Annotated in this window: 19 protein-coding genes; 7 read left to right on the top strand and 12 right to left on the bottom strand. The window is 68.5% G+C overall.

The genetic code is table 11. The annotated features are described in order from the left end of the window. Window positions 1–86: 86 nt before the first annotated feature. Both ACFVVI_RS29640 and ACFVVI_RS29635 read left to right on the top strand, forming a co-directional pair. The gene (locus ACFVVI_RS29640) at window positions 87–2,066 is read left to right on the top strand and encodes a nitrate- and nitrite sensing domain-containing protein (protein ID WP_378992477.1); all 1,980 of its coding nucleotides are present in this window, start codon (window positions 87–89) and stop codon (window positions 2,064–2,066) included. Then, window positions 2,063–2,437, top strand: a complete 375-nt coding sequence (locus ACFVVI_RS29635) for a DUF742 domain-containing protein (protein ID WP_379312956.1) — start codon at window positions 2,063–2,065, stop codon at window positions 2,435–2,437. The genes ACFVVI_RS29640 and ACFVVI_RS29635 overlap by 4 nt, the downstream gene beginning before the upstream one ends. Before the next feature lie 9 nt (window positions 2,438–2,446). Here ACFVVI_RS29635 and ACFVVI_RS29630 read toward each other — a convergent pair whose 3' ends face one another. The 4 genes from ACFVVI_RS29630 to ACFVVI_RS29615 all read right to left on the bottom strand — a co-directional run bounded on the left by ACFVVI_RS29630 (window position 2,447) and on the right by ACFVVI_RS29615 (window position 7,140). After that, window positions 2,447–3,910 (bottom strand): MFS transporter, encoded by a 1,464-nt coding sequence (locus ACFVVI_RS29630; protein WP_387447653.1) that lies wholly within the window; start codon window positions 3,908–3,910, stop codon window positions 2,447–2,449. A 132-nt stretch (window positions 3,911–4,042) separates the two neighbouring features. Next, a complete protein-coding gene (locus ACFVVI_RS29625; protein ID WP_378992484.1) occupies window positions 4,043–4,510 on the bottom strand; it encodes a MarR family winged helix-turn-helix transcriptional regulator in 468 nt (155 codons plus the stop codon). A 95-nt stretch (window positions 4,511–4,605) separates the two neighbouring features. After that, window positions 4,606–6,561, bottom strand: coding sequence for a GMC family oxidoreductase (locus tag ACFVVI_RS29620; RefSeq protein WP_387447652.1), 1,956 nt, complete (start codon window positions 6,559–6,561; stop codon window positions 4,606–4,608). Between the two features lie 114 nt (window positions 6,562–6,675). Next, window positions 6,676–7,140 (bottom strand): carboxypeptidase-like regulatory domain-containing protein, encoded by a 465-nt coding sequence (locus ACFVVI_RS29615; RefSeq protein WP_387447651.1) that lies wholly within the window; start codon window positions 7,138–7,140, stop codon window positions 6,676–6,678. Between the two features lie 172 nt (window positions 7,141–7,312). Here ACFVVI_RS29615 and msrA point away from each other — a divergent pair, with 172 nt between their 5' ends. Beyond that, window positions 7,313–7,828 carry a peptide-methionine (S)-S-oxide reductase MsrA gene (gene msrA, locus ACFVVI_RS29610; RefSeq protein ID WP_387447650.1) on the top strand — a complete coding sequence of 172 codons (516 nt, stop codon included), beginning with the start codon at window positions 7,313–7,315 and terminating at the stop codon, window positions 7,826–7,828. Between the two features lie 108 nt (window positions 7,829–7,936). Continuing rightward, on the top strand, window positions 7,937–9,043 hold the full coding sequence (locus ACFVVI_RS29605) for a hypothetical protein (protein ID WP_387447649.1): 1,107 nt from the start codon (window positions 7,937–7,939) through the stop codon (window positions 9,041–9,043). Between the two features lie 54 nt (window positions 9,044–9,097). Here ACFVVI_RS29605 and ACFVVI_RS29600 read toward each other — a convergent pair whose 3' ends face one another. Next, the gene (locus ACFVVI_RS29600) at window positions 9,098–9,346 is read right to left on the bottom strand and encodes a hypothetical protein (protein WP_378992491.1); all 249 of its coding nucleotides are present in this window, start codon (window positions 9,344–9,346) and stop codon (window positions 9,098–9,100) included. A 114-nt stretch (window positions 9,347–9,460) separates the two neighbouring features. Between ACFVVI_RS29600 and ACFVVI_RS29595 the strand changes: the two genes are divergently transcribed. Beyond that, the gene (locus tag ACFVVI_RS29595; RefSeq protein ID WP_387447648.1) at window positions 9,461–10,495 is read left to right on the top strand and encodes a hypothetical protein; all 1,035 of its coding nucleotides are present in this window, start codon (window positions 9,461–9,463) and stop codon (window positions 10,493–10,495) included. 72 nt (window positions 10,496–10,567) lie between these two features. Here the strand turns inward: ACFVVI_RS29595 and ACFVVI_RS29590 are convergent, their stop codons facing one another. Further along, on the bottom strand, window positions 10,568–11,224 hold the full coding sequence (locus ACFVVI_RS29590; RefSeq protein ID WP_387447647.1) for a nucleotidyltransferase domain-containing protein: 657 nt from the start codon (window positions 11,222–11,224) through the stop codon (window positions 10,568–10,570). An 83-nt stretch (window positions 11,225–11,307) separates the two neighbouring features. Further along, complete coding sequence (locus tag ACFVVI_RS29585; RefSeq protein WP_387447646.1) at window positions 11,308–12,909, bottom strand: phosphatase PAP2 family protein; 1,602 nt, start codon at window positions 12,907–12,909, stop codon at window positions 11,308–11,310. Window positions 12,910–13,166: 257 nt separating this feature from the next. Between ACFVVI_RS29585 and gcvT the strand changes: the two genes are divergently transcribed. Further along, the gene (gene gcvT, locus ACFVVI_RS29580) at window positions 13,167–14,267 is read left to right on the top strand and encodes a glycine cleavage system aminomethyltransferase GcvT (RefSeq protein ID WP_378992496.1); all 1,101 of its coding nucleotides are present in this window, start codon (window positions 13,167–13,169) and stop codon (window positions 14,265–14,267) included. Window positions 14,268–14,322: 55 nt separating this feature from the next. Continuing rightward, on the top strand, window positions 14,323–15,420 hold the full coding sequence (locus ACFVVI_RS29575; protein ID WP_378992497.1) for a branched-chain amino acid aminotransferase: 1,098 nt from the start codon (window positions 14,323–14,325) through the stop codon (window positions 15,418–15,420). 61 nt (window positions 15,421–15,481) lie between these two features. Here ACFVVI_RS29575 and ACFVVI_RS29570 read toward each other — a convergent pair whose 3' ends face one another. The 5 genes from ACFVVI_RS29570 to ACFVVI_RS29550 form a co-directional block, all read right to left on the bottom strand. Then, on the bottom strand, window positions 15,482–16,195 hold the full coding sequence (locus tag ACFVVI_RS29570; RefSeq protein WP_378636506.1) for an MBL fold metallo-hydrolase: 714 nt from the start codon (window positions 16,193–16,195) through the stop codon (window positions 15,482–15,484). 133 nt (window positions 16,196–16,328) lie between these two features. Then, window positions 16,329–17,078 carry an adenosylcobinamide-GDP ribazoletransferase gene (locus tag ACFVVI_RS29565; protein WP_387447645.1) on the bottom strand — a complete coding sequence of 250 codons (750 nt, stop codon included), beginning with the start codon at window positions 17,076–17,078 and terminating at the stop codon, window positions 16,329–16,331. Further along, on the bottom strand, window positions 17,075–18,190 hold the full coding sequence (gene cobT / locus ACFVVI_RS29560) for a nicotinate-nucleotide--dimethylbenzimidazole phosphoribosyltransferase (protein WP_387447689.1): 1,116 nt from the start codon (window positions 18,188–18,190) through the stop codon (window positions 17,075–17,077). Before cobT ends, ACFVVI_RS29565 begins: the two co-directional genes overlap by 4 nt. A 39-nt stretch (window positions 18,191–18,229) precedes the next feature. Then, window positions 18,230–18,766, bottom strand: a complete 537-nt coding sequence (locus tag ACFVVI_RS29555; protein WP_379312625.1) for a bifunctional adenosylcobinamide kinase/adenosylcobinamide-phosphate guanylyltransferase — start codon at window positions 18,764–18,766, stop codon at window positions 18,230–18,232. 39 nt (window positions 18,767–18,805) lie between these two features. Beyond that, window positions 18,806–19,621 carry an alpha/beta hydrolase gene (locus ACFVVI_RS29550; protein ID WP_378992501.1) on the bottom strand — a complete coding sequence of 272 codons (816 nt, stop codon included), beginning with the start codon at window positions 19,619–19,621 and terminating at the stop codon, window positions 18,806–18,808. Window positions 19,622–19,792 lie beyond the last annotated feature (171 nt).

Raw genomic sequence — 19,792 nt, 5'->3', positions numbered from 1 at the left:
CGAGACACGCGTGGTGGGTGGCCCATTGGCGGCACCGGTACGCAGCGGGGCGCCCGGGCGCTCCGGGGAGCGGAAAGATTTCAGATTTGAAGATCAGGCGTACCGGTGTTCGTGGCCGGGTCAGTGTGCGTATCCGGTTGTTGTCGATGGTGCTCATCTCCAGTGTCATGCTGTTGGTGGTCGGTGGTGGCGGAGCTGTCTATCTGGTGAATTCGGCCAGGGATTCCACCGACTGGGCCGAATTGGCGAGCAGTACCACCGGGCCCGCGATTCTCATGGTGTCGGCATTCCAGGAAGAGCGCAGGCTGTCGCTGTTGCGGCTGGCCGGTGACGTGTCGTCGGCGCCCGCGCTGGCCACTGCCAAACAGCGTTCCGACGAGGCGCTCGCGGCGGTGATCGCGAAAGGCGACGCGGCTCGCGCGCTGAATCCCGAGGGTTCGCGCGAGGACATCGAGGGATACAACAAGCTGTTCTCCATGGTGCCGACCGTGCGCACCGGCGTGGAATTCCTGCGGATTTCCCCCGATGAGGTTTTCGGGTTCTACACCGGGGTGATCGGCACGATCATCGCCGCGTCGATGCTGGCGGCCCGGGTCGCGCCCGAGGCGAAGGTCGGCATCGAATTGGGCTACGCCGTAGAACAATTGCGTGCGGCCGAAGCGCTGTCACAAGCCGACTCGCTCGGTTCCGTCGCAGTGACCACCGGCGAGATGAGCGCTGCCCAGCTGGTCGACTTCGGCCGTCGGATCGGCGAATTCCGCGGCGAGGCAGCCTATTCCGCGACGGTGCTGAAAGGCCGCCGCCTGGCGCAGCTCTCGGAGATCACCGCAGGCCCGCAGTGGCAGCAGGTCATCGCGATGCAGGACGCCATCCTGTTGCGCGGACCGATATCCGTACGCGACGGGGAGGCCGGGCTCCCGATCGGTCTGGCCGACTGGCAGGACGCGTCGAAACACGTGGGCCTGGCCTTGCAGAAACTGTGGGAAGACCAGAGCGGGGACGCCCACGTCATCGCCAGAGAGCAGGGCGAACGCGACACCGGCAGCGCGCTGCTCGGCGGTGCGCTGATCGCGCTCGCCGCGGTGGCCGCCTTCCTCGTCGCGCTGGTGATGGCGAATCGGTTCATCGCGCGGATGCACCGATTGCGCCACGACACCCTCGAACTCGCCGACGAGCGGCTGCCGGAGGTGATGCGCCGGGTCGCGACGGGGGAGACCGTCGAGACCGCGGCGGAGGGTTCGAGCCTGGACTTCGGTACCGACGAGCTCGGCCAGGTGGCCGCGGCGTTCAACCGCGCCCACGTGGCCGCGATGTCGGCCGCCGTCGCCGAGGCGCAGACGAAGGCGGGGATCAGCACGGTCTTCCTCGACATCGCGCACCGCAGCCAGGTGGTGGTGCACCGCCAGCTCGCACTGCTCGACCGCGCCGAGCGCGACGAGAGCAACGCCGATCAGCTCGATCTGCTGTTCCAGCTCGACCATCTGGCCACCCGTGCCCGGCGTAACGCCGAGAACCTCATCATCCTCGGCGGCGAACAGCCGGGCCGTCGGTGGCGCAAACCGGTCCCGCTGTTCGAGTTGGTGCGCGGCGCGATCGCGGAAAGCCTGGACTACACCAGGATCGCGGCCAAGCAGATGCCGGATGTGCGTGTCTCGGGGCACGCCGTCGCGGACGTGATCCACCTGCTCGCCGAGCTGATGGACAACGCGACCGCCTTCTCCCCACCCGAGACCCAGGTGGCGGTGTCGGGGATCGTGGTCGGTCGTGGGGTCGCGGTGGAGATCGTCGACCAGGGTCTGGGCATGTCGGAAAGCGATGTGGCCGAACGTAACGCGATGCTGGCCGACCCGCCCGCGTTCAGCGTGGGCATGCTGGCCGGAACCTCGCGGCTCGGACTGTTCGTCGTGGCCACGCTGGCGGGCAGGCACGGCATCTCGGTGCGGCTGTCGGAGTCGGTCTACGGGGGCGTGCGGGTCGTGGTGCTGATCCCGTCGGCGCTGGCCGAGGCGTCCGATCCCGAGTCGGCGATCTCCGGCCAGTTCCCCGCTGTCTCGCCGCGACCATGAGCGACGAGCGCGAACACTGGTACGAGGACGAGGCTGGTCCGTTGGTGCGCCTCTACGCCGTCACCGGCGGGCGCGCCAAGGCGCAGCGCCCCGACCTCGAGCTCACCACCTTGCTCGTCGATGCGCGCTCGGGCGCCCGCTCACGTCTGCTCGCTCCCGAATACGACGCGATCGTCGAGTTGTGCCGCACGCCACTGTCGGTCGCGGAGGTCTCCGCCCACCTGCACCTGCCCCTGACCTCGACGAAGCTGCTCATCGGCGACCTGATCGACGAGGGCAGGCTCCATGCCAGGGCGCCACGAAACCAGATGAGCACCGCCCCGGACCTGGACGTCCTACGGGCGGTGCTCGCCGGGATCAAACGGTCCTAGGCCGGCTCGTCAGGCTTTCGCCACCGATACCGGCCGCGTCGACAGTGTCGCGAGTTCGGAATCGAGATCGGCGGGCTCGGCCGGTCGGCGCGGAATGGTCATCGCTGTCCCGGCCGCCACGAGCGCGACAGCGGCGCCGATCAGCAGGCCGACATGGAACCCCGCCTCCGACGGCACGGCGTGCCCGGCGAAGTCGGTCGTCATATTGGCCAGCACCACACCGACAACGGCGGCCGACACCGACGTACCGAGCGAGCGCATCAGCGTATTGATGCTGTTGGCGGAGGCGGTTTCCGACAGCGGCACCGCGCCCATGATCAGGGCGGGCATGGCGCCGTAGGCAAGGCCGACACCGATATTGGTGATGCAGACCATCGTCATCAGACCCCAGGTCGAACCCATCAGCACGGCCGAGGAGCCATAGCCGACCGCGATGATCAGCGCCCCGACCGCGAGGGTGACCTTGGGTCCGCGTGCGGCCGACAGTTTCGCGCCCGCCGGTGACAACAACATCATCATCAAGCCACCCGGCGCCATCCACAGACCCATGCCGAGCATGGTTTGTCCCATGCCGTGACCGGTGGCCGCGGGCAACTGCATCAACTGCGGCACGATCAGTGCCTGGCCGTACATGGCGAAGCCGACCAGGACGGAGGCGGCGTTGGTCAGCAGCACCTGCGGCCGGGCCGTGGTGCGCAGATCGACGAGCGGGTCGGAAGTCCGCAATTCCCACCATCCCCACGCGGCCAGGGTCACCGCCGAGGCGGCGAACAGCCCGAGCGTGGTGGCACTGGTCCAGCCCCACCCGGCACCCTTCGACACCGGCAGGAGCAGGAATACCAGTCCCGCGCCGAGTCCCGCCGCGCCGACGAAATCGAACCGTCCACCCGCGTCACCGCGCGTGGCCTCGGCCGGAACGAGGGTTGCGATGAGCACCACGATCAGGACGCTCAGCGCGGCCGCGGCCCAGAACAGGACCCGCCAGCTCGCATACTGCGCGACCGCGGCCGACACCGGCAGACCCAACGCGCCACCGACCCCGAGCGACGCGCTCATGAGCGCGATCGAGGAACCCAGCCGCTCCGCGGGAAGCACATCGCGCATCAGGCTGATTCCCAACGGAATCAAACCGACCCCCATGCCCTGGATTCCGCGTCCGATCAGCATGGGTACCAGCGAGGAGGACATGGCGGCGATCGCGGCGCCCACGATCAGAAATCCACCGGAGACCAGCAGCATGCGGTGTTTTCCGTAGAGGTCACCGAGCTTGCCTGCGACCGGGGTGAACACCGCGCCGACGAGCAGCGTCACCGTGATCACCCACGAGGCGTTGGCGGCGCTGGTATGGAGCAGTTGCGGAAGTTGGCCGATGATCGGCACCACCGCCGTCTGCGTAATCGCGGCGACGGTGCCGCCGAAGGCGAGGACGCCGACGACCACCCCGGGTCGTGCCGTCTTTTCCGAGATACCCACGTACCGCTCCTATCGACAAACAGGCAAATTATGTACAGAGCACAAGATATGCATACTGCATCAAATGTGTATAGTACACATCATTGAGCGCGCGAACTCGATCGAGAAGTCGTGATGTAGGTCGCAGTTGCGCTAGTGATCCGCGGGCAGGGCCGTGATCGGCCGTGGCCAGTACTCCCCTGACCGGCGTTCGATATCGGTGTTGAATCGTCTCAGGTAGCCGACGAAGGCGGCGATATCCTCGGCCGGCCAGTCCTCGAGGATCGAATCCAGGGCGTCGACGATCAGGGCTCGTTCGGCATTCAAGCGGCGCTCACCCTTGGAGGTAACCCGAAACTTCCGCGCCATCCCGCCCTCGGGATCCGGCATCCGCTCGATCGCGCCGGTCCGCATCATGGCGGCGGTCTGCCGGTTGAGAGTCGAGGCATCCAAGCCCAGTGCGTCACTGAGCTGGCCGATGGACATCAACCCACCCATCCGCAGCCTGCTCAGCAAGATATAGGCGCTGCGGTCCATGGCGTCGGGCCCCCGGCGCGATCTCAGGCTGTGGCGACCCAGGAGCATGGTCTCGAACTCGACCAACTGCGTCGCCTTGTCCATCTCAGCCCTTTCCGCGAATTCGCGCCGGCCCGGCCGCGCGGTGGATCACCATATGTGTACCGACCACACTACGTGTCCACTGCACATCGACACCACTAGCCCAGCCGGGCCGCGAGCCGTTTCGCGTTCATGTAGCCGATCGCCTCGATGGTGACCATCGGGTTCACACCGGGGGCGGTGGGGAAGCTCGACCCGTCGGCCACCACGATGTTCGGCACATCCCAGGTGGCACCGTCCGGGTCGGTCGCCGAGAGTTCCGGCGTACCGCCCATCCTGGCCGAGCCCATGATGTGCAGCGCGCCCATCGAGCAGCGGCCGGGGCCGTAGCCCGCCTTCTTCGCCGCGGCGTCGAATTCGGCGAGCGAACCGCGGGTGCCCGGTTCGAAGGAGATGCCTGCCTGATGACCGGAGAAGATCCGTTGCGCGCCTGCGGCTTCCAGGATGGAGGCGGCGCCGACGATGCCGGTGTGCAAGTGCGCCGCGTCGTAGTCGGACAGCTGGTATTTCACCACCGGTTCGCCGGACTTGTCGATCGAGACGGTGCCGGGGTCGCGGTCACGGGTGATGATGCCGATGGAGTTCGTGCGCGCGAAATCGAGCATGGTGGCCCGATGTTGCGCCGCGCCACGCCAGCTCATGAAACCGGTGGCCAGACCGGGATGGACCGGGCCGGTCTCGTAGATCACGCCGTAGCCGTTGCCGTCGAGGTTCGCGTGGTGCCTGCTGATGCGGGCCTGCAACGCCCCTTCCCACGGGCGGACGTCGTCGTCGAAGACGCCGAAGACCGCCGCGGCCGGGTGCAGGCGCAGATACCGGCCGATGTTCTTGTTGCGCAGACCGGATCGTCGCAGCAGCGCCGGTGTCTGGATCGCGCCCGCGGCGACCACAACCGCCTTGGCGCGCACCGTGATCTCGACGCCGGAGGCGGTGACCGCCGAAACCGATTCGGCCCGACCCGCTGTCACGGTGATCGCGCGGACGTCGGCGTCGACCACCAGGCGCGCACCGTGCTCGGCCGCATCGGCGAGCCAGGTCTTGGTCGCCGACTGCTTGGCGCCGAGGCGACAGCCATAGCCACAACGCCCACACTCGATTCCGGCGTCACAGGCATCGCTGACATTGCGCGGCAGGGTGTCCACCTCCCAGCCGAGCGCGCGCGCACCGCGCTCGAGAATGCCGTCGCGCGCCGAGAGCGGTGACTTGCTGTCGGTGACGCTGATCCGTTTCTGTACAGCGGCCAGCGCATCACCGAACTCGTCCTCGGCGAACTGCGGCACGCCGGTCTCGGCCCATTCGGCACGGACGGTGTCGGGCGTCGGCAGCGAGGTGCTCCAGTTGACCACGGTGCCGCCGCCGAGGCAGGTCCCCGCGACGAGGGTGATCTGGCCTTCCACCGAGGCGGCGGGTCCCGGCGCGTACAGGCTGGTCAGCGCGTCGAGTTCGCCGTCACCGAAATCCTGGTCGTCGTAATAGTTTCCGCGTTCGAGCACGATCACGTCGAGGCCTGCTTCGGCCAGCACCGCCGCGGCGGCACCGCCACCGGCGCCGGAGCCGACCACCACCACATCGCATTCGAGCGCGGTGGATTCGGTGAATCGCAGCGGTGACAGCGGCGGCTTCGGGGCGGTCTCGAGCCGACCGGCCGGCGCCGGATAGCCGATCTCCGCCCACAGCGGATTCGTTCCGGTGGGCCCGGGACTCACGTTGTAGGCGAGCAGGGAAGCCTGCTTGAGCGCCTGGAAGATCGCCCGGGCGGGGGCGAGGCCGGAGTCGGCCAGGCGCAGCAGGGCTGCCTCGCGCTGCTCCTGCGAGAGCGTGGAGAACCGGCGCGGGCCGCGGCCGGTGAACAGGCCGAAGAGGCGAGAATCCCACAGTCCCAACAGCGTTGCCAGCTGCTTCTGTTCGGCCTCGCGAGGATTGCGCCCGAGGATACGGAAGATCGTGTCGACCGCGCCGATATCGGTCGCGGCGGGTAGTCCGCGCCCGTCGCCAGGGAGAAATGTATCGCAGATCATGCCCAGCGCGGCCCGCTGTTCGGCTGTCGGTTCCATGCGGAAACCACCCCTTTTCACTCTGGGGTGATTTCTATCACGGGACACGCGACCGCGCTGGGGGTCAACAGGTTTCGGGCCGGGCGGTGACAGCGCCCGGCCCGGCCTCCTCGATCAGTCGGCGGTGAACTGGATCGTTTTGAGCGACGGAGTCGACAGGTCGACATCGGCGCGGGTGACCGACTGCGTCGCCGAATCGTTGCGGTAGGCGGTGAGCCGGTAGCGCCCGGGCTGTAGTCCGCGGAAACTCACCTGCCCGTTGGCCCCGGTGGACATGTGCCGGTGAATATTGTCGCCACAGGCGTCGATGCCGGTGAGGACGATCTTGCCGCCCGCGATCGGCGTGCGGTTCTTCGCGGTGATCAGCACCGCGTCGATCTGGCCCGCGGCCGCCGGGCTCGTCCCGCGGACTCCCTGGCCGTTCTGCCGTGCCTGTCGTAGTTCCTCGCAGGGCGCCGCGTCCTGCGCGATCGAGTCGTCGGCGCCGGGGTGAGCCCCCGTGGCGGTCGCCGCCGTCCCCATCAGAGCTGTTGCCGCCAATCCGATCGCCAAACACTGGGAAATGACAAATCGTGGCATCGCGCCGTCTTCCTCCTACTTCCTGGCCTGACCTGAAAGTGCACGTGGACATTGCTGAGGTAACGCTCGGGCGGCAACAATACTGACGGGAATTCCGGCGCTGAAACCGGTGTTCCATAGAGGCGGTTGTGGCCGTTTTGTGCGACCGTTGAGCCCTCATGAAGGAGGATGTGTGAGCGACACTCGTAAGGCGATTCTGGCCGGTGGATGCTTCTGGGGCATGCAGGATCTGATCCGCCGGCAGCCCGGCGTACTGGCCACCAGGGTCGGCTACACCGGCGGCACCAACGACAATCCCACCTACCGCAATCACCCGGGCCACGCCGAGGCCGTCGAGATCGAATACGACCCGGCGCGGACCGACTACCGCGCGTTGCTCGAGTTCCTGTTCCAGATCCACGATCCGACCACCAAGGATCGCCAGGGCAACGATCTCGGCGACAGTTACCGTTCCGCGATCTTCTATCTCGACGACGATCAGCGCCGCGTCGCCGTCGATACCATCGCCGATGTCGACGCCTCGGGCCTGTGGCCGGGCAAGGTCGTCACCGAGGTCACCCCGGCGAGCACGTTCTGGGACGCCGAGCCCGAGCACCAGGACTACCTGATTCGCTACCCCGACGGCTACACCTGCCATTTTCCTCGTCCCGGCTGGAAACTCCCGAAGCGCGAGAACACCGGCAAGTAGCGTTTTCCATATGTCATGATCGGCTGTGTCGGCGTGACCGTGACGTCGGATCGGAGTACTCATATGAGCGGCAGCGACCGTCTCGAACGATGAGGGGAAGCGATTCGGATGACATATGGACAGCAGCAACCCGGTTATCCTCCGGCGGGACCGACGCTCAGTGTCGGTGACGCCATCGGGTACGGGTGGACGAAATTCAAAGACAACGCGCTCGTGTGGATCGGGATGGTGGTCGTCGCATTCCTGATCCAGGCGGTGATCAGCTTCCTGTTCGGGCTCGGAAACTCCGGCGACACCGATTATGACGGCGGTGTCAGTTTCGGGTTCGGGCTCTGGCAGATCCTCGGCACCATCGTGAGCACGGTGATCGGATATCTGATCTCGGCGGCATTCGTGCGTGGCTCGCTGCACGAAACCGATGGCAACAAGCCCGGATTCGGGTCGTTCTTCCAGTTCACCAATGTGGGTGCGGTGATCATCGCCGGCCTGCTGGTCGGTCTGGCGACCGGCATCGGCCTGCTGCTGTGTGTGTTGCCGGGCCTGGTCGTCGCGTTCTTCACCTGGTGGACGATGCAGTTCGTGATCGACCGTGACCAGGACGGTGTCACCGCGATCAAGTCGAGTTTCTCGGCGATCTCGAGCAACGCGGGAACGCTGCTGCTGCTGGCGCTGGCGCTGTTCGGTATCAACATCGTCGGTGCGCTGCTGTGCGGCCTCGGCCTGCTCGTCACGATCCCGTTGACGATCATCGCCTCGACCTACGCCTACCGGCTTGTCACCGGTGGGCCGGTCGCCGGCGCGGCGAAGACCCCGGAGCCGGGATACCCGCAGCAATACGGCGGGCCCGCAGGGGGATTCGGCGGGCAGCCGGGGTACGGCGGTCCGGAAGGCGGACAGGGTTACGGCGGTCCCGGCTACGGCGGTCCCGAAGGTGGACCGGGTTACGGCGGGCCTGCGGGCGGTCCCGGTTACGGCGGTCCTTTCATCGGTGGTCCGGGCACGGGCGGACCGGGTTACGGCGGTCCCGGCACCGGTGGTCCGGGTACAGGCGGACCGGGTACAGGCGGACCGGGTACAGGCGGACCGGGTTACGGCGGTCCTGGCACCGGTGGTCCGGGCACGGGCGGACCGGGCTACGGCGGTCCCGGGCATCCGGATGGTCCCGATCTGGGCAAGCCCAATGACCAGGGCTGGGGTCCTGAAGGCAACCGCTGAGAAGTTGATCCCGAGGGGCGTGCGATGTCGTTCATCGCACGCCCCTCGTGCTGTTCACTCGCAGCCGATGCCGTCTCCGTCGCGGTCGAGGCCGTAGTCGTCGGGGCCGATCACCGTGACGCGGCCGGTGTAGACGGGGCCGTTGCCGCTACCGCCTTCGCAGTCCACATCGCTGACGATGGGCAGGCACGGGGTGTAGGAGGCGTGGCAGTTCGAGGGCTGCGCTGTTGCGACGGCCGGCGTGGCGATCGCGAACGCGAAGGCGGCGATGACGGCGGAACCGAGGGTGACGGCGTATTTCATGGTGCTCCATTCAATTATTCAGCGGCGCACAGTGTTTCACGGGTGGGTGATTTGTCGTAAATTTGCTTGTCGGTACCTGCCGGTAGCATCGGGGGACTCGGACAAGGGGGAGTGATGCGGGGGAAATGGCGGGCGCTGTCGTGGTGGGCGCGGGGTGCGGTGATCGCGCTCGCGCTGGTTCTTGTGGTGACGCTGCCGGTGGCGGGGGTGGTAGCCGCCCTGCTGGTGCACAACATCGGCGAACAGTCCGAACAGGCGCGGACGCGAGGCAGAGACGCAGTCTGGCTCGGTCATGCCTGGGTGGACGGACGCAAGACCGACGCCGATATCGACGGACTCGGGAAGTTGCTGGCAGGTACCGGAGTTCGGGATCTGTACGTCCATACGGGACCGTTGGAACACGACGGGAGTCTGCGCGACGATCTCGCACCGCGGGCGCAATGGTTCGTCGACGCGGTGCACGCGCGATTACCGGGAATTCGGGTGCAGTCGTGGCTCGGCGACATCGTGCAGCCCGAATTCGACGGCCTGGATGTGGAATCGGCGGCCTCGCGCGAGCGGGTGGTGGCATCGGCGCGGCGAGTGCTGGCCTACGGGCTCGACGGAGTGCATTACGACCTCGAACCCGTTCGGTCCGGGTCGCCGGGATTTCTCGCGCTGCTCGACGCGACTCGGGTCGTGACGTCGGGGGCGCACGTCCAGCTGTCGGTCTCGGCGCCGGTGATCGATCCGCTGCCCGGATTGCATTCGGTGGGTTCGGCTGTCGCCGATCACGGAAAATGGTGGAGCCAAGCCTATTTTGCCGAGGTCGCCCGTCGCTCCGATCAGGTGGCGGTGATGTCCTATGACACGGCGATGCCTACCCGAGCTCTCTACAGCGGGTATGTGGCGCAGCAGACCGAACTCGCCGCCGAGGTGACACCGGACGGAGTCGATCTGTTGATGGGAGCACCCGCCTTCTGGGCCGACGACCCGGGCCATCACGGTACTGCCGAGACCGTTGCCGCCGCGGTACGGGGGATTCGTCTCGGCCTGACCGACACCGACGTCGGCCGCGCGAACTTCGGTGTGGCCTTGTACGTGGATTTCGCTGCCACGCCGCAGGATTGGGCCGACTATCGACGAGAATGGTGCCGGATGGCCGAATGAATTCGGCGACCGTTCGATTTCGGATCGGCGGTATCGCCCGGTCGCGGTTGGTTCCGCGCTGCCTGTTTGTCGCTATTCCGCAGTGGTGGGGACGACGGCGGGCGCGTAGATCTCGGTCAGCCATGGGTGATCCGGGTAGAGCTGGGTCAGCCAGGAATTCAGCCGGGTGAGCCGGTACTCGGGGAGAAGGGGCAGGACGCGGAGGAAATCGGCGTGGTCTTTGGGGCGGTTGGCTTTCGCCTTGAACAGCAGCACGACCTCGGGAACGAGATAGGGGATGCCGTTGGCCGTGGTGCGGATGAGTTCGGTGTAGGAGAGAGTGATCGTGGGGTCGCGGCGGCAGATCCAGGTGTCGCCGTCGTGCGGTTCACGGAAGACATCGAGATGGAAGGCGCCGGTGAAGGGGTCGCGCAGCCAGGTTTGATGGAGTTCGGGGTTGGACGCGGCCAGGGCATAGGGCCAGAGCTCGCCGCTGCCGACGACGTCCCATTCGTATTCGGGAAAGGCGGCGGCGATCTGGGGGAAATCCATTCGGGGAACGGTGATTTCGATGTCGTCGTGGGCGCGGGAGATCGCGCCCGCGAAGAGGTCGAGGGCCCAGCCGCCCGCGACGGCCCAGGGGGCCGGGCAGCTGGCGAGGCGGGCGGCGACCACGCTCGGGGTCCACGGGTCCCAGCGGCGGGCGGCTTCGGTTGCGGTGATCGGACGTCCCCCGTCCGGCGAGCTCATCTACCCATCCTCGGTACCCACGGCCGGGGGCGCAAGGCTGTTGTGGGCGATGGTGATCGAGACGAGACGGGTTTGTGAGGAAGTCAGCGTCGGCGGTCGGTGAGCCAGGCCAGGGGGCGGCGGTGGTGGGGTCGTGGGCGGTTTTCCCAGCGGGGGTTGTCCTCGTTACGGCGGTAGGCCGGGATCCGGCCCGCCACCGAGAAACGGAAAGTGGTTGCGATACCCACTACTTCGCCATCCGCGGCGACGGCGACGGGGGTTCTCGAGGTGACGGTGAGTTCGTGCATCTGACGTTCGCCGTAGACGCGGCTGTGCCCGATGGCGGCGAGCATCAGGGCGATGACGGCGCGGGTCCGGGAGAACCGCACATCGGCGCGGAGCCAGCGGACGTCGAGCAGGCCCTCGTCCAGGCGGGAGCGGAAAGCGGGCACAGCGCCGTGCGGGTGGTAGGGGCCGTTGCCGATGAACAGGAACCACATGTCGTGCCAGCGGTCGTCGAGCCGGATGTGGATCGGTTCCGCGCGGCGCAGCGTGACCACGAGGGCGGCGGCGAAGGCGGGCCACTTGCCCCAGCGGTCTTCCCACTTCTCGCGCAGGCGGACCAGCTCGGGGTAGGCGCCGATGCTCGCGGTGTTGATCCAATGGTGGGTGTAGGGGCCGTCGGTGGTGTCGAGTTCGACTGCGGCGATGTCGACTTCGACGGCTTCGCCGGTGCCGGTGGCATCGGCCACCTCGCGCAGGTCGTAGACGCCGAGGTCGCGGGCGAAGTGGTTCAGGGTGCCGGCGGGGATGACGACCAGGGGCAGGTTGTTGCGGACCGCGACGGCTGCCGCCGCGGCGATGGTTCCGTCTCCGCCCGCGGCGCCGACCGCGAGGACCGAGGTGCGGTCGCTCGCCGCGCGATCCGCGGTGTCGCTGTCGGTCGCGAGAGCGGTGTCGACCGCTTCCTGCAACACCTCGACGGCGTCACGGCCGGGTTCGGTGCGTACCAGGGTCGCGGCGGGCAGGGCCTCGGCGATGTCCGCCGTGGGGTCGTAGGAGGAGTCGCCGGAGCGGGGATTCACCAGCAGCAGCAGACCTTTGCCGTCGGCGAGGATCGGCGCGTCGTGCACGACGTGCGCGTCGGCCTCGTCGGATTCGCGAATCGGCCACCAGCGGCGGGTGGTGAGCGCGACAGCGGTGCCGACGCCGGCGCCGACCAGCACGTCGGACGGCCAGTGCGCGCCGGTATGGATGCGCGAGTAGGCGACGGCGGCGGCCACCGGCGCGACGGCGAGCGCGGCGCGCGGGCTCTCCAGGGCGACGGCCGTGGCGAAGGCGGCGGCATTGGCGCTGTGGCCGGACGGGAAGGACGACGACACCGGCGCGGCGACCAGCCTGCGGCCCAGCGGCATCAGTTCGGCCGGCGGCCGCCGCCGCGGGATCAGCGTCTTGAGCACGAGGTTGACGACGAAGCTGCTGCCACCCAGCGCGATGACGCCGCGCAACGCCGCCCGTCGCGGGGGACCCGGCTTCACCGCGAGCGCCGCCGCCACGGCCAGCCATAGACCGCCGGTGTTGGCAGACCGGGTCAACCGCAGCATGCCGCGATCGACCGACGATTCCGGAATACGGGACACCGCCCGGCTCATCGTGTCGTCCATCCGGGCGACATGGCCGAAGCGTGCTCGGGGCAACTCACTCACACCCAGAACACTACCGCCGTTGGGCGTCACGATCTTTCGACGCGGACAGCGTCACCCGTGCACCCCTCGGTGGCGAGACGCGCTGTTCGCCTGGCTGAGGCAGCCGAGGTCGATCGGTCCGGTCGAGCCGGAGACGCCGCTCCGACGGAGGTTCATGCCCGCGATCCTCGCACCGGCGGGCGACGCGCGAAACCGGTCGGATCCCCGCAATTACGGGGGCAGGAAGCGGTAGGCGCGCCGCCCGATAAACTCTGCCCATGACCGACACCGCGCTGCTCGAGGGCCCCATCCACGCTGTTCATGTCGAACTCGGCGCCACCTTCGCGCCGTTCGGTGGGTGGGAGATGCCCGTGCAGTACGCGGGTACGGTCGGCGAGCACACGGCGGTGCGCACCACGGTCGGGCTCTTCGACGTGAGCCACCTCGGTAAGGCGACGGTCGCAGGTCGGGGAGCTGCGGCTTTCGTGAACTCGGCGCTGACCAACGACCTGGGCCGGATCCAGCCGGGTAAGGCGCAGTACACCCTGTGCTGTGCCGAGGACGGCGGCGTGATCGACGACCTGATCGCCTACTACGTCAGCGACGACGAGGTGTTCCTGGTGCCGAACGCGGCCAACACCGCGGCGGTGGTGGCCGAGTTGCGCAAGGTCGCTCCCGAGGGCATCACCGTCACCGACCAGCATCGCGACTACGCGGTGTTCGCGGTGCAGGGGCCCAAGGCCACCGAGGTGCTCACCGCACTCGGCCTGCCCACCGAGATGGAGTACATGGCCTACGCCGACGCCGAGTGGCAGGGCCGCCCGGTGCGCGTGTGCCGGACCGGCTACACCGGCGAGCACGGCTACGAGCTGCTGCCGACGTGGGCCGACGCGGAGCCGCTGTTCCGTGCTCTGATCGCGCAGGTCGAGGCCGAGGGCGGCCAGGCGGCCGGACTCGGCGCGCGCGACACTCTGCGCACCGAGATGGGCTACCCGCTGCACGGACACGAACTGTCCCTCGACATCACCCCGAACCAGGCCCGCACCGGCTGGGCCGTGGGCTGGAAGAAGCCGGAATTCTGGGGCAAGGCCGCGCTCGAGCAGGAGAAGGCCGACGGCCCGCGCCGTACGCTGATGGGACTGAAGGCACTGGATCGCGGCGTGCTGCGCCAGGGCCAGACCGTGCTCCGCGACGGTGAGCCGGTCGGCGAGACCACCTCGGGGACGTTCTCACCGTCGCTGAAGGTCGGCATCGCGCTGGCGCTGCTCGACACCGACGCGAAGCTCGAACCCGGCGACGAGGTGGAGGTCGACGTGCGCGGGCGCAAGCTGCGCGCCGCGGTCGTCAAGCCGCCCTTCGTCGACACCAAGACCAAGTAACTCCCCCGTAGTGGGGGCGAGACAGCACCGAATCGGCCCGGATAGGATTCCCACCATGACAGTCGCCGCACAGTTCACCCGTATCCCGCATCCCGCGCCCACCCCGGCGCAGCGGCGGGACGAGGTACTGGCGGCCCCCGGTTTCGGACGATTCTTCACCGATCACATGGTGTCGATCGACTACGCCGACGGCCGGTGGGGCAACGCGCGCGTCGAACCGTACGGCCCGCTCTCGATGGACCCGGCGACCATGGTGTTCCACTACGGCCAGGCGATCTTCGAAGGGCTCAAGGCCTACCGCCAGCCCGGCGGCGAGATCGCGACCTTCCGCATCGATGCCAACGCCGCGCGGTTCCGCCGCTCGGCCGCGCGCATGGCGATGGCGGAACTGCCCGAGGAACTGTTCATCGAGTCCGTGCGCCAGCTCCTCGACGTCGACGCCGACTGGGTGCCCGCGGCCGGTGGCGAGGACTCGCTGTACCTGCGGCCGTTCATGTTCTCCACCGAGGCGGGCCTGGGCGTGAAGCCCGCGTCGGCCTACAAATACCTGCTGCTGGCCTCGCCTGCCGGGGCCTACTTCCCGCGCGGTGTGAAGCCGGTGCGGGTGTGGCTGTCGACCGAGTACGTGCGCGCGGCTCCCGGCGGCACCGGTGAGGCGAAGGTGGCGGGCAACTACGCCTCGTCGCTGCTCGCGCAGGCGCAGGCCACCGACGAGGGCTGTGACCAGGTGGTCTGGCTGGACGCCTGCGAGCGTCGCTACGTCGAGGAGATGGGCACCAACAACCTGTTCTTCGTGTTCGGCACCGGCTCGGAGGCGCGGCTGGTGACCCCCGAGCTGTCGGGTTCGCTGCTGCCCGGTATCACCCGCGACTCGCTGCTCACCCTGGCCGCCGACTCCGGCTACCCGGTGGAGGAGCGCAAGATCTCGGTGGAGGAATGGCGCAAGGGCGCCGAATCCGGGGAGATCAGTGAGGTGTTCGCCTGCGGAACGGCGGCGGTGATCACGCCGGTCGGCTGGGTGAAGTCCGGTGAGGGTGAGTTCGCCATCGGCGGTGGTGAACCCGGTGAGGTGACGATGGCGCTGCGCGACACGCTGACCGGAATCCAGCGCGGAACCTTCGCCGACACCCACGGGTGGATGCGGACTCTGTAAGCGTCACAACAGTATTCGAGAGCGGGTCCCTGGCGTAGGGGCCCGCTCTCCTGCTGTTCGTTCAGCCCGGCATCAACGCCTGCCACTCGCCGAGGGACTTCGGACGCAGGACGTAGTTGGACTCGCGGACGGAGGACAGCGCGGCGCTGGGGGCTTCGGAGTACCAGTGGCCGGGGTAGACGACCGGGTTGCCGTCGAGAGCGGCGAGTTGGCGCAGGCTGCGGAACATCTCGTCGGTGTCGCCGCCGGGGAAGTCGGTGCGGCCGCAGCCGTCGATGAACAGGGTGTCGCCGGAGATGAGGCGGCCGTCGAACAGGAAGCACTGGCTGCCCGGGGTGTGACCGGGCGTGTGGAGTAACTCGATCTCGAAGGCGCCGACCTTCACCTTGTCGCCGTGGTCGTGGCCGGTCAGTTCGCTGGGGGCGATGCCGGTCGTCTGGGCGACCCAGTCCAGTTCGAGCTTGTTGACATGGACCGGGACGCTGGTCTTCTCGAGCAGTTCGGCCACGCCGCCGAGGGTGAAACCGAGCATGGTGCCGCCGACGTGGTCGGGATGATGGTGGGTGGCGAGCACGCCGGATACGCGCATGCCGTCGGCCTCCGCGACGTCGACCAGGTCGGCCGCTTGGTAGGCGGGATCGACCAGGAGGGTCTCGCCGGTCTCCCGGTCGCCGATCAGATACGCGAAATTGCGCATCTGCGTGGCGATCGGATCGCCGACGGCGTAATCCCGGCCGGACAGCAGCTGGCGGAAGTAGAGGCGCTCGGATGACATGCGCTCCACTGTATTGCCACCGGTGTGCTGGCGACGCACCCGAGTACCGTTGACCGGACGGTCTGTGGGAGCACACAATCGCCGATATCCTGGACTTGTGACCAGTACGAGTTTGCGGTAACTGAGCGTTTCGCTATAACGCCAGCGAGAAGCCCACTGCGGCAATCGAAACCGTGATCTCCACTACTGCGCCGAGAATATCGCCGGACAGGCCCTCGAAACGGCGGACACAGTGCCGGGTGACCACAACGGTCGCCGCGAGGGCGGCGATCACGACAACGGGGCCGAGCCAGAGGTTGTCTGGCACCGCCCACACCGCGATGCCGACGGCGATCGCGGTCCAGATCAGCACGACGGCGCGCGGCTGCGTGCCCGCGACCAACGCGCCGAAACCGGCGTCGGGGGCGGCGCGGATGCCGGTGCGGCACGCAGGCACGACGGCGACCCGGCTCACGGTGACGGCGAGGACGAGCGCGAGCCAGCGGTGCTGATCGGCCAGCGTCGCGAAAGCCACCGCTTGGACGGCGACGGCGAAGATGAGCGCGGCCACGCCGAACGGGCCCGCGCCGCCGGACTTCATGATCTCGCGGGCGCGCTGGGGCGGACCATAGCTGCCGAGCCCGTCGACGGTGTCGGCCAGGCCGTCGAGGTGCATGCCCCGGGTGAGCAGGGCGAGCAGGCCGACGACGAGGAGACCGGCGAGCAGGGCGGTCAGGCCCGCGTTGACCAGTGACCAGAGGGCGCCCGCCGCGAACGCTCCCAGAGCGAGCCCGATCAGCGGGGCGAGCGAGATCGCGTGGCCCGCTGTGCGCCGGTCGACGACTGCCGGGCCGGTGATCGGGACGATCGTCAGCCAGGAAACCGCGAGCCGGAGCGCGTTCACTTGGCCAGGTCGACGGTGTCCGATTCCTCGGCCGAGGTGCTGACGCCCGCGTCGGCGAAGGTCGACATCTCGGCGAGGGTGGCGACCGCGGCCCGCAGGATCGGGAGGGCGGTCAGGGCCCCGGAGCCTTCGCCGAGGCGCATCTCGAGGTCGATCAGCGGGGTCAGGCGCAGGTGCTTCAAGGCCAGGTCGTGAGCCGGTTCGGTGGAGCGGTGGGCCGGCAGCCACCACGCTTTCGCGCCCGCGGCGAGGTCCTCGGCGACCAGGGCCGCGGCGGTGACCACGACGCCGTCGAGCAGCACGGGCGTGCGACGGACGGCCGCCTGGGCGAGGAAACCGGTCATGGCGGCGAAGTCGGCGCCCGCCGCGACGCGGAGCAGGTCGACGGGGTCGGTGGCGACCGGGCGGGCGCGGCGCATGCCGTCGCGGATGGCGGCGACCTTGCGGATCCAGCCCCGGTCGTCGACGCCGGTGCCGCGGCCGACCGCGGCGACGGGTTCGGTGCCGGTGAGGACGGCGATGAGGACGGTGGCGGGGGTGGTGTTGCCGATGCCCATGTCACCGGCGACGAGCAGGTCGGCGCCCGCGTCGATTTCCTCGTCGGCGATCGCGCGACCCGCGGCCAGTGCGGCGGTGACCTCGGCGTCGGTGAGCGCGTCCTCGCGATCGATGGAGCCGCTCGAGCGACGCACCTTGTGCTGGGCCACCGAGGGTTCGGTGTCACCGTCGACGGCGATGTCGACGACCCGCACGGTCGCGCCCGCCACGGCGGCCAGCGCGTTCACGGCCGCGCCGCCCGCCAGGAAATTGGCCACCATCTGCGCGGTGACCTCGCTCGGATACGCCGAGACACCGTGCTTCGCCACGCCGTGATCGCCCGCGAACAGCACGACCCTGGCGCGTTCGAACTGCTGGGGTGGGCATACGCCCTGGCACGCGGCGACCCAGTTGCCGAGTTCCTCGAGCCGTCCCAGTGATCCGGCCGGTTTGGTGAGCTGCGTCTGGCGCTGCTCAGCCGCCGCGCGTACCTGCGCGTCCGGGGCCGCGACCGGGTCGAATCCGTGCGTCACTGGCAAGCCTTTCGGAGGTGGTACGGGGTGTTCGACGCCCATCTTGCCCGGATCACGGTGCACGGCGGCGACCGACCCGGCTCATTTCAATCGAAGCGGCAGCCCAGCGACGATGAGGTACGCCTCGTCGCACGCCCGCGCGAGACGCTGGTTCAGCGCGCCGATCTCGTCGCGGAACAGCCGCCCCGAGCGGGTTGCGGGGATCACGCCCATGCCCACCTCGGGCGATACGATCACCAGCCGTTCCCGGTAGGCCGCGACAGCCTCGACGAGCGTGTCGCAGTCGGGGGTGACGGTGCCGCGCGGTGCGTCCCAGGCGTCGCGGGCGTCGAGGCGGGCGGTGAGCCAGGTGCCGATGTCGTCGAGCAGGGTCGCGGGCGCCGCGGTGGCGAGAACCGTTGCGGGCTCGGTGTTCTCGACGGTCGTCCAGTGTTCGGGGCGGCGGTCACGGTGGACGGCGATCCGGTCGGCGAAGTCGTGATCGGCGGGATCGACCACGGCGGTGGCCAGATAGCGAACCGAGGGTGCGTCGGTCAGCACGGCCTCGGCGAAGGCGGATTTTCCGGAGCGGGCGCCGCCGAGCACGAGGACGCGGGCCGAGGGGGACCTGTCTGACATGTCAGCACGGTAGCAATCGGCCACGGCGCGGCTTCGGAGTCAGGCCGACAGCGCGTCCAAGATCATCGGGCGAGCGGTGGTGAGGGCCTGTTGCCAGTACGGCCAGTTGTGGGTGCCGTTGACGATGTCGACACGGGCGGAGACCCCGAGGGCGGTGGCCCGGTCGCGGAAGATGCCCGCGGCGACCACCGTCATCGCCTCGAGGCTCATCGCGTTGAGGGTGTTGCCGAGGCCGTAGGGCACATCGGCGGCGCCGGGGATGCCGTTGCCGGTGGTCACATAGAGGGGCAGGCCGCGCAGCCGCTCGACCTGGGCGGTGGCGTCGTTACGTGCCCACGCGGGATCGCCTGCCGGGCCCCACATGTCGTCGACATTGAAATTGCCCTCGTCGAGCATGGCGACGCGCATGGCCTGGTTCCACATCGGGTAGGTCGGGTTGACGAAGCCGGAGAACGAACCGGCGAAGCGGAACTGATCACGATGGTGGGCGGCGAGGGTGAGTGCGGCGTTGCCGCCCATGGACGCGCCGACGATGGCGTTGTTGGTACGCGAGACCCCATATCTGGCAAGGAAATCGGGCAGTTCGCGGGTGAGGAACGTTTCCCACCGGTAGGTCGTCTTCTGGCCGTTGGTGCTGCTGGGCCGGTACCAGTCGGTGTAGAAGCTGGAGTGGCCGCCGACCGGGAACACCAAAGTAACGTTGTCGCCGGCGAATTGGCGCAGGGCATCGGTGTCGGTGGTCCATTGGCTGTGGTCGTCGGGGGCGCGCAGACCGTCGAGCAGATACAGCGCGGAGCTGCCGCCGCGCGCCGCCCATTGCACCTGGACCTTGATCGGGCCCATGCTCGACGGCACGATCAAATCCTCGAAACCGCCTGCGGGCGTTCGTATCACCGGCGGCGCGGCAACGGCCGCGGAGGTGCCGATGGACGACACGACCACGGCCGTCGCGACGATCGTGAGAGCTCGGCTCAGCCGACGAGATCTTCCCCACCCAACGTTGAACACATCAGCCAGCTGATCAGT

Origin of the sequence: Nocardia sp. NPDC058114 (assembly GCF_042884695.1) — a bacterium.
In the GTDB taxonomy this organism is placed as follows: Bacteria; Actinomycetota; Actinomycetes; order Mycobacteriales; family Mycobacteriaceae; genus Nocardia.
Note: the sequence above shows the minus strand (reverse complement) of the source record. Positions and strands in the feature narration are given on the sequence as shown.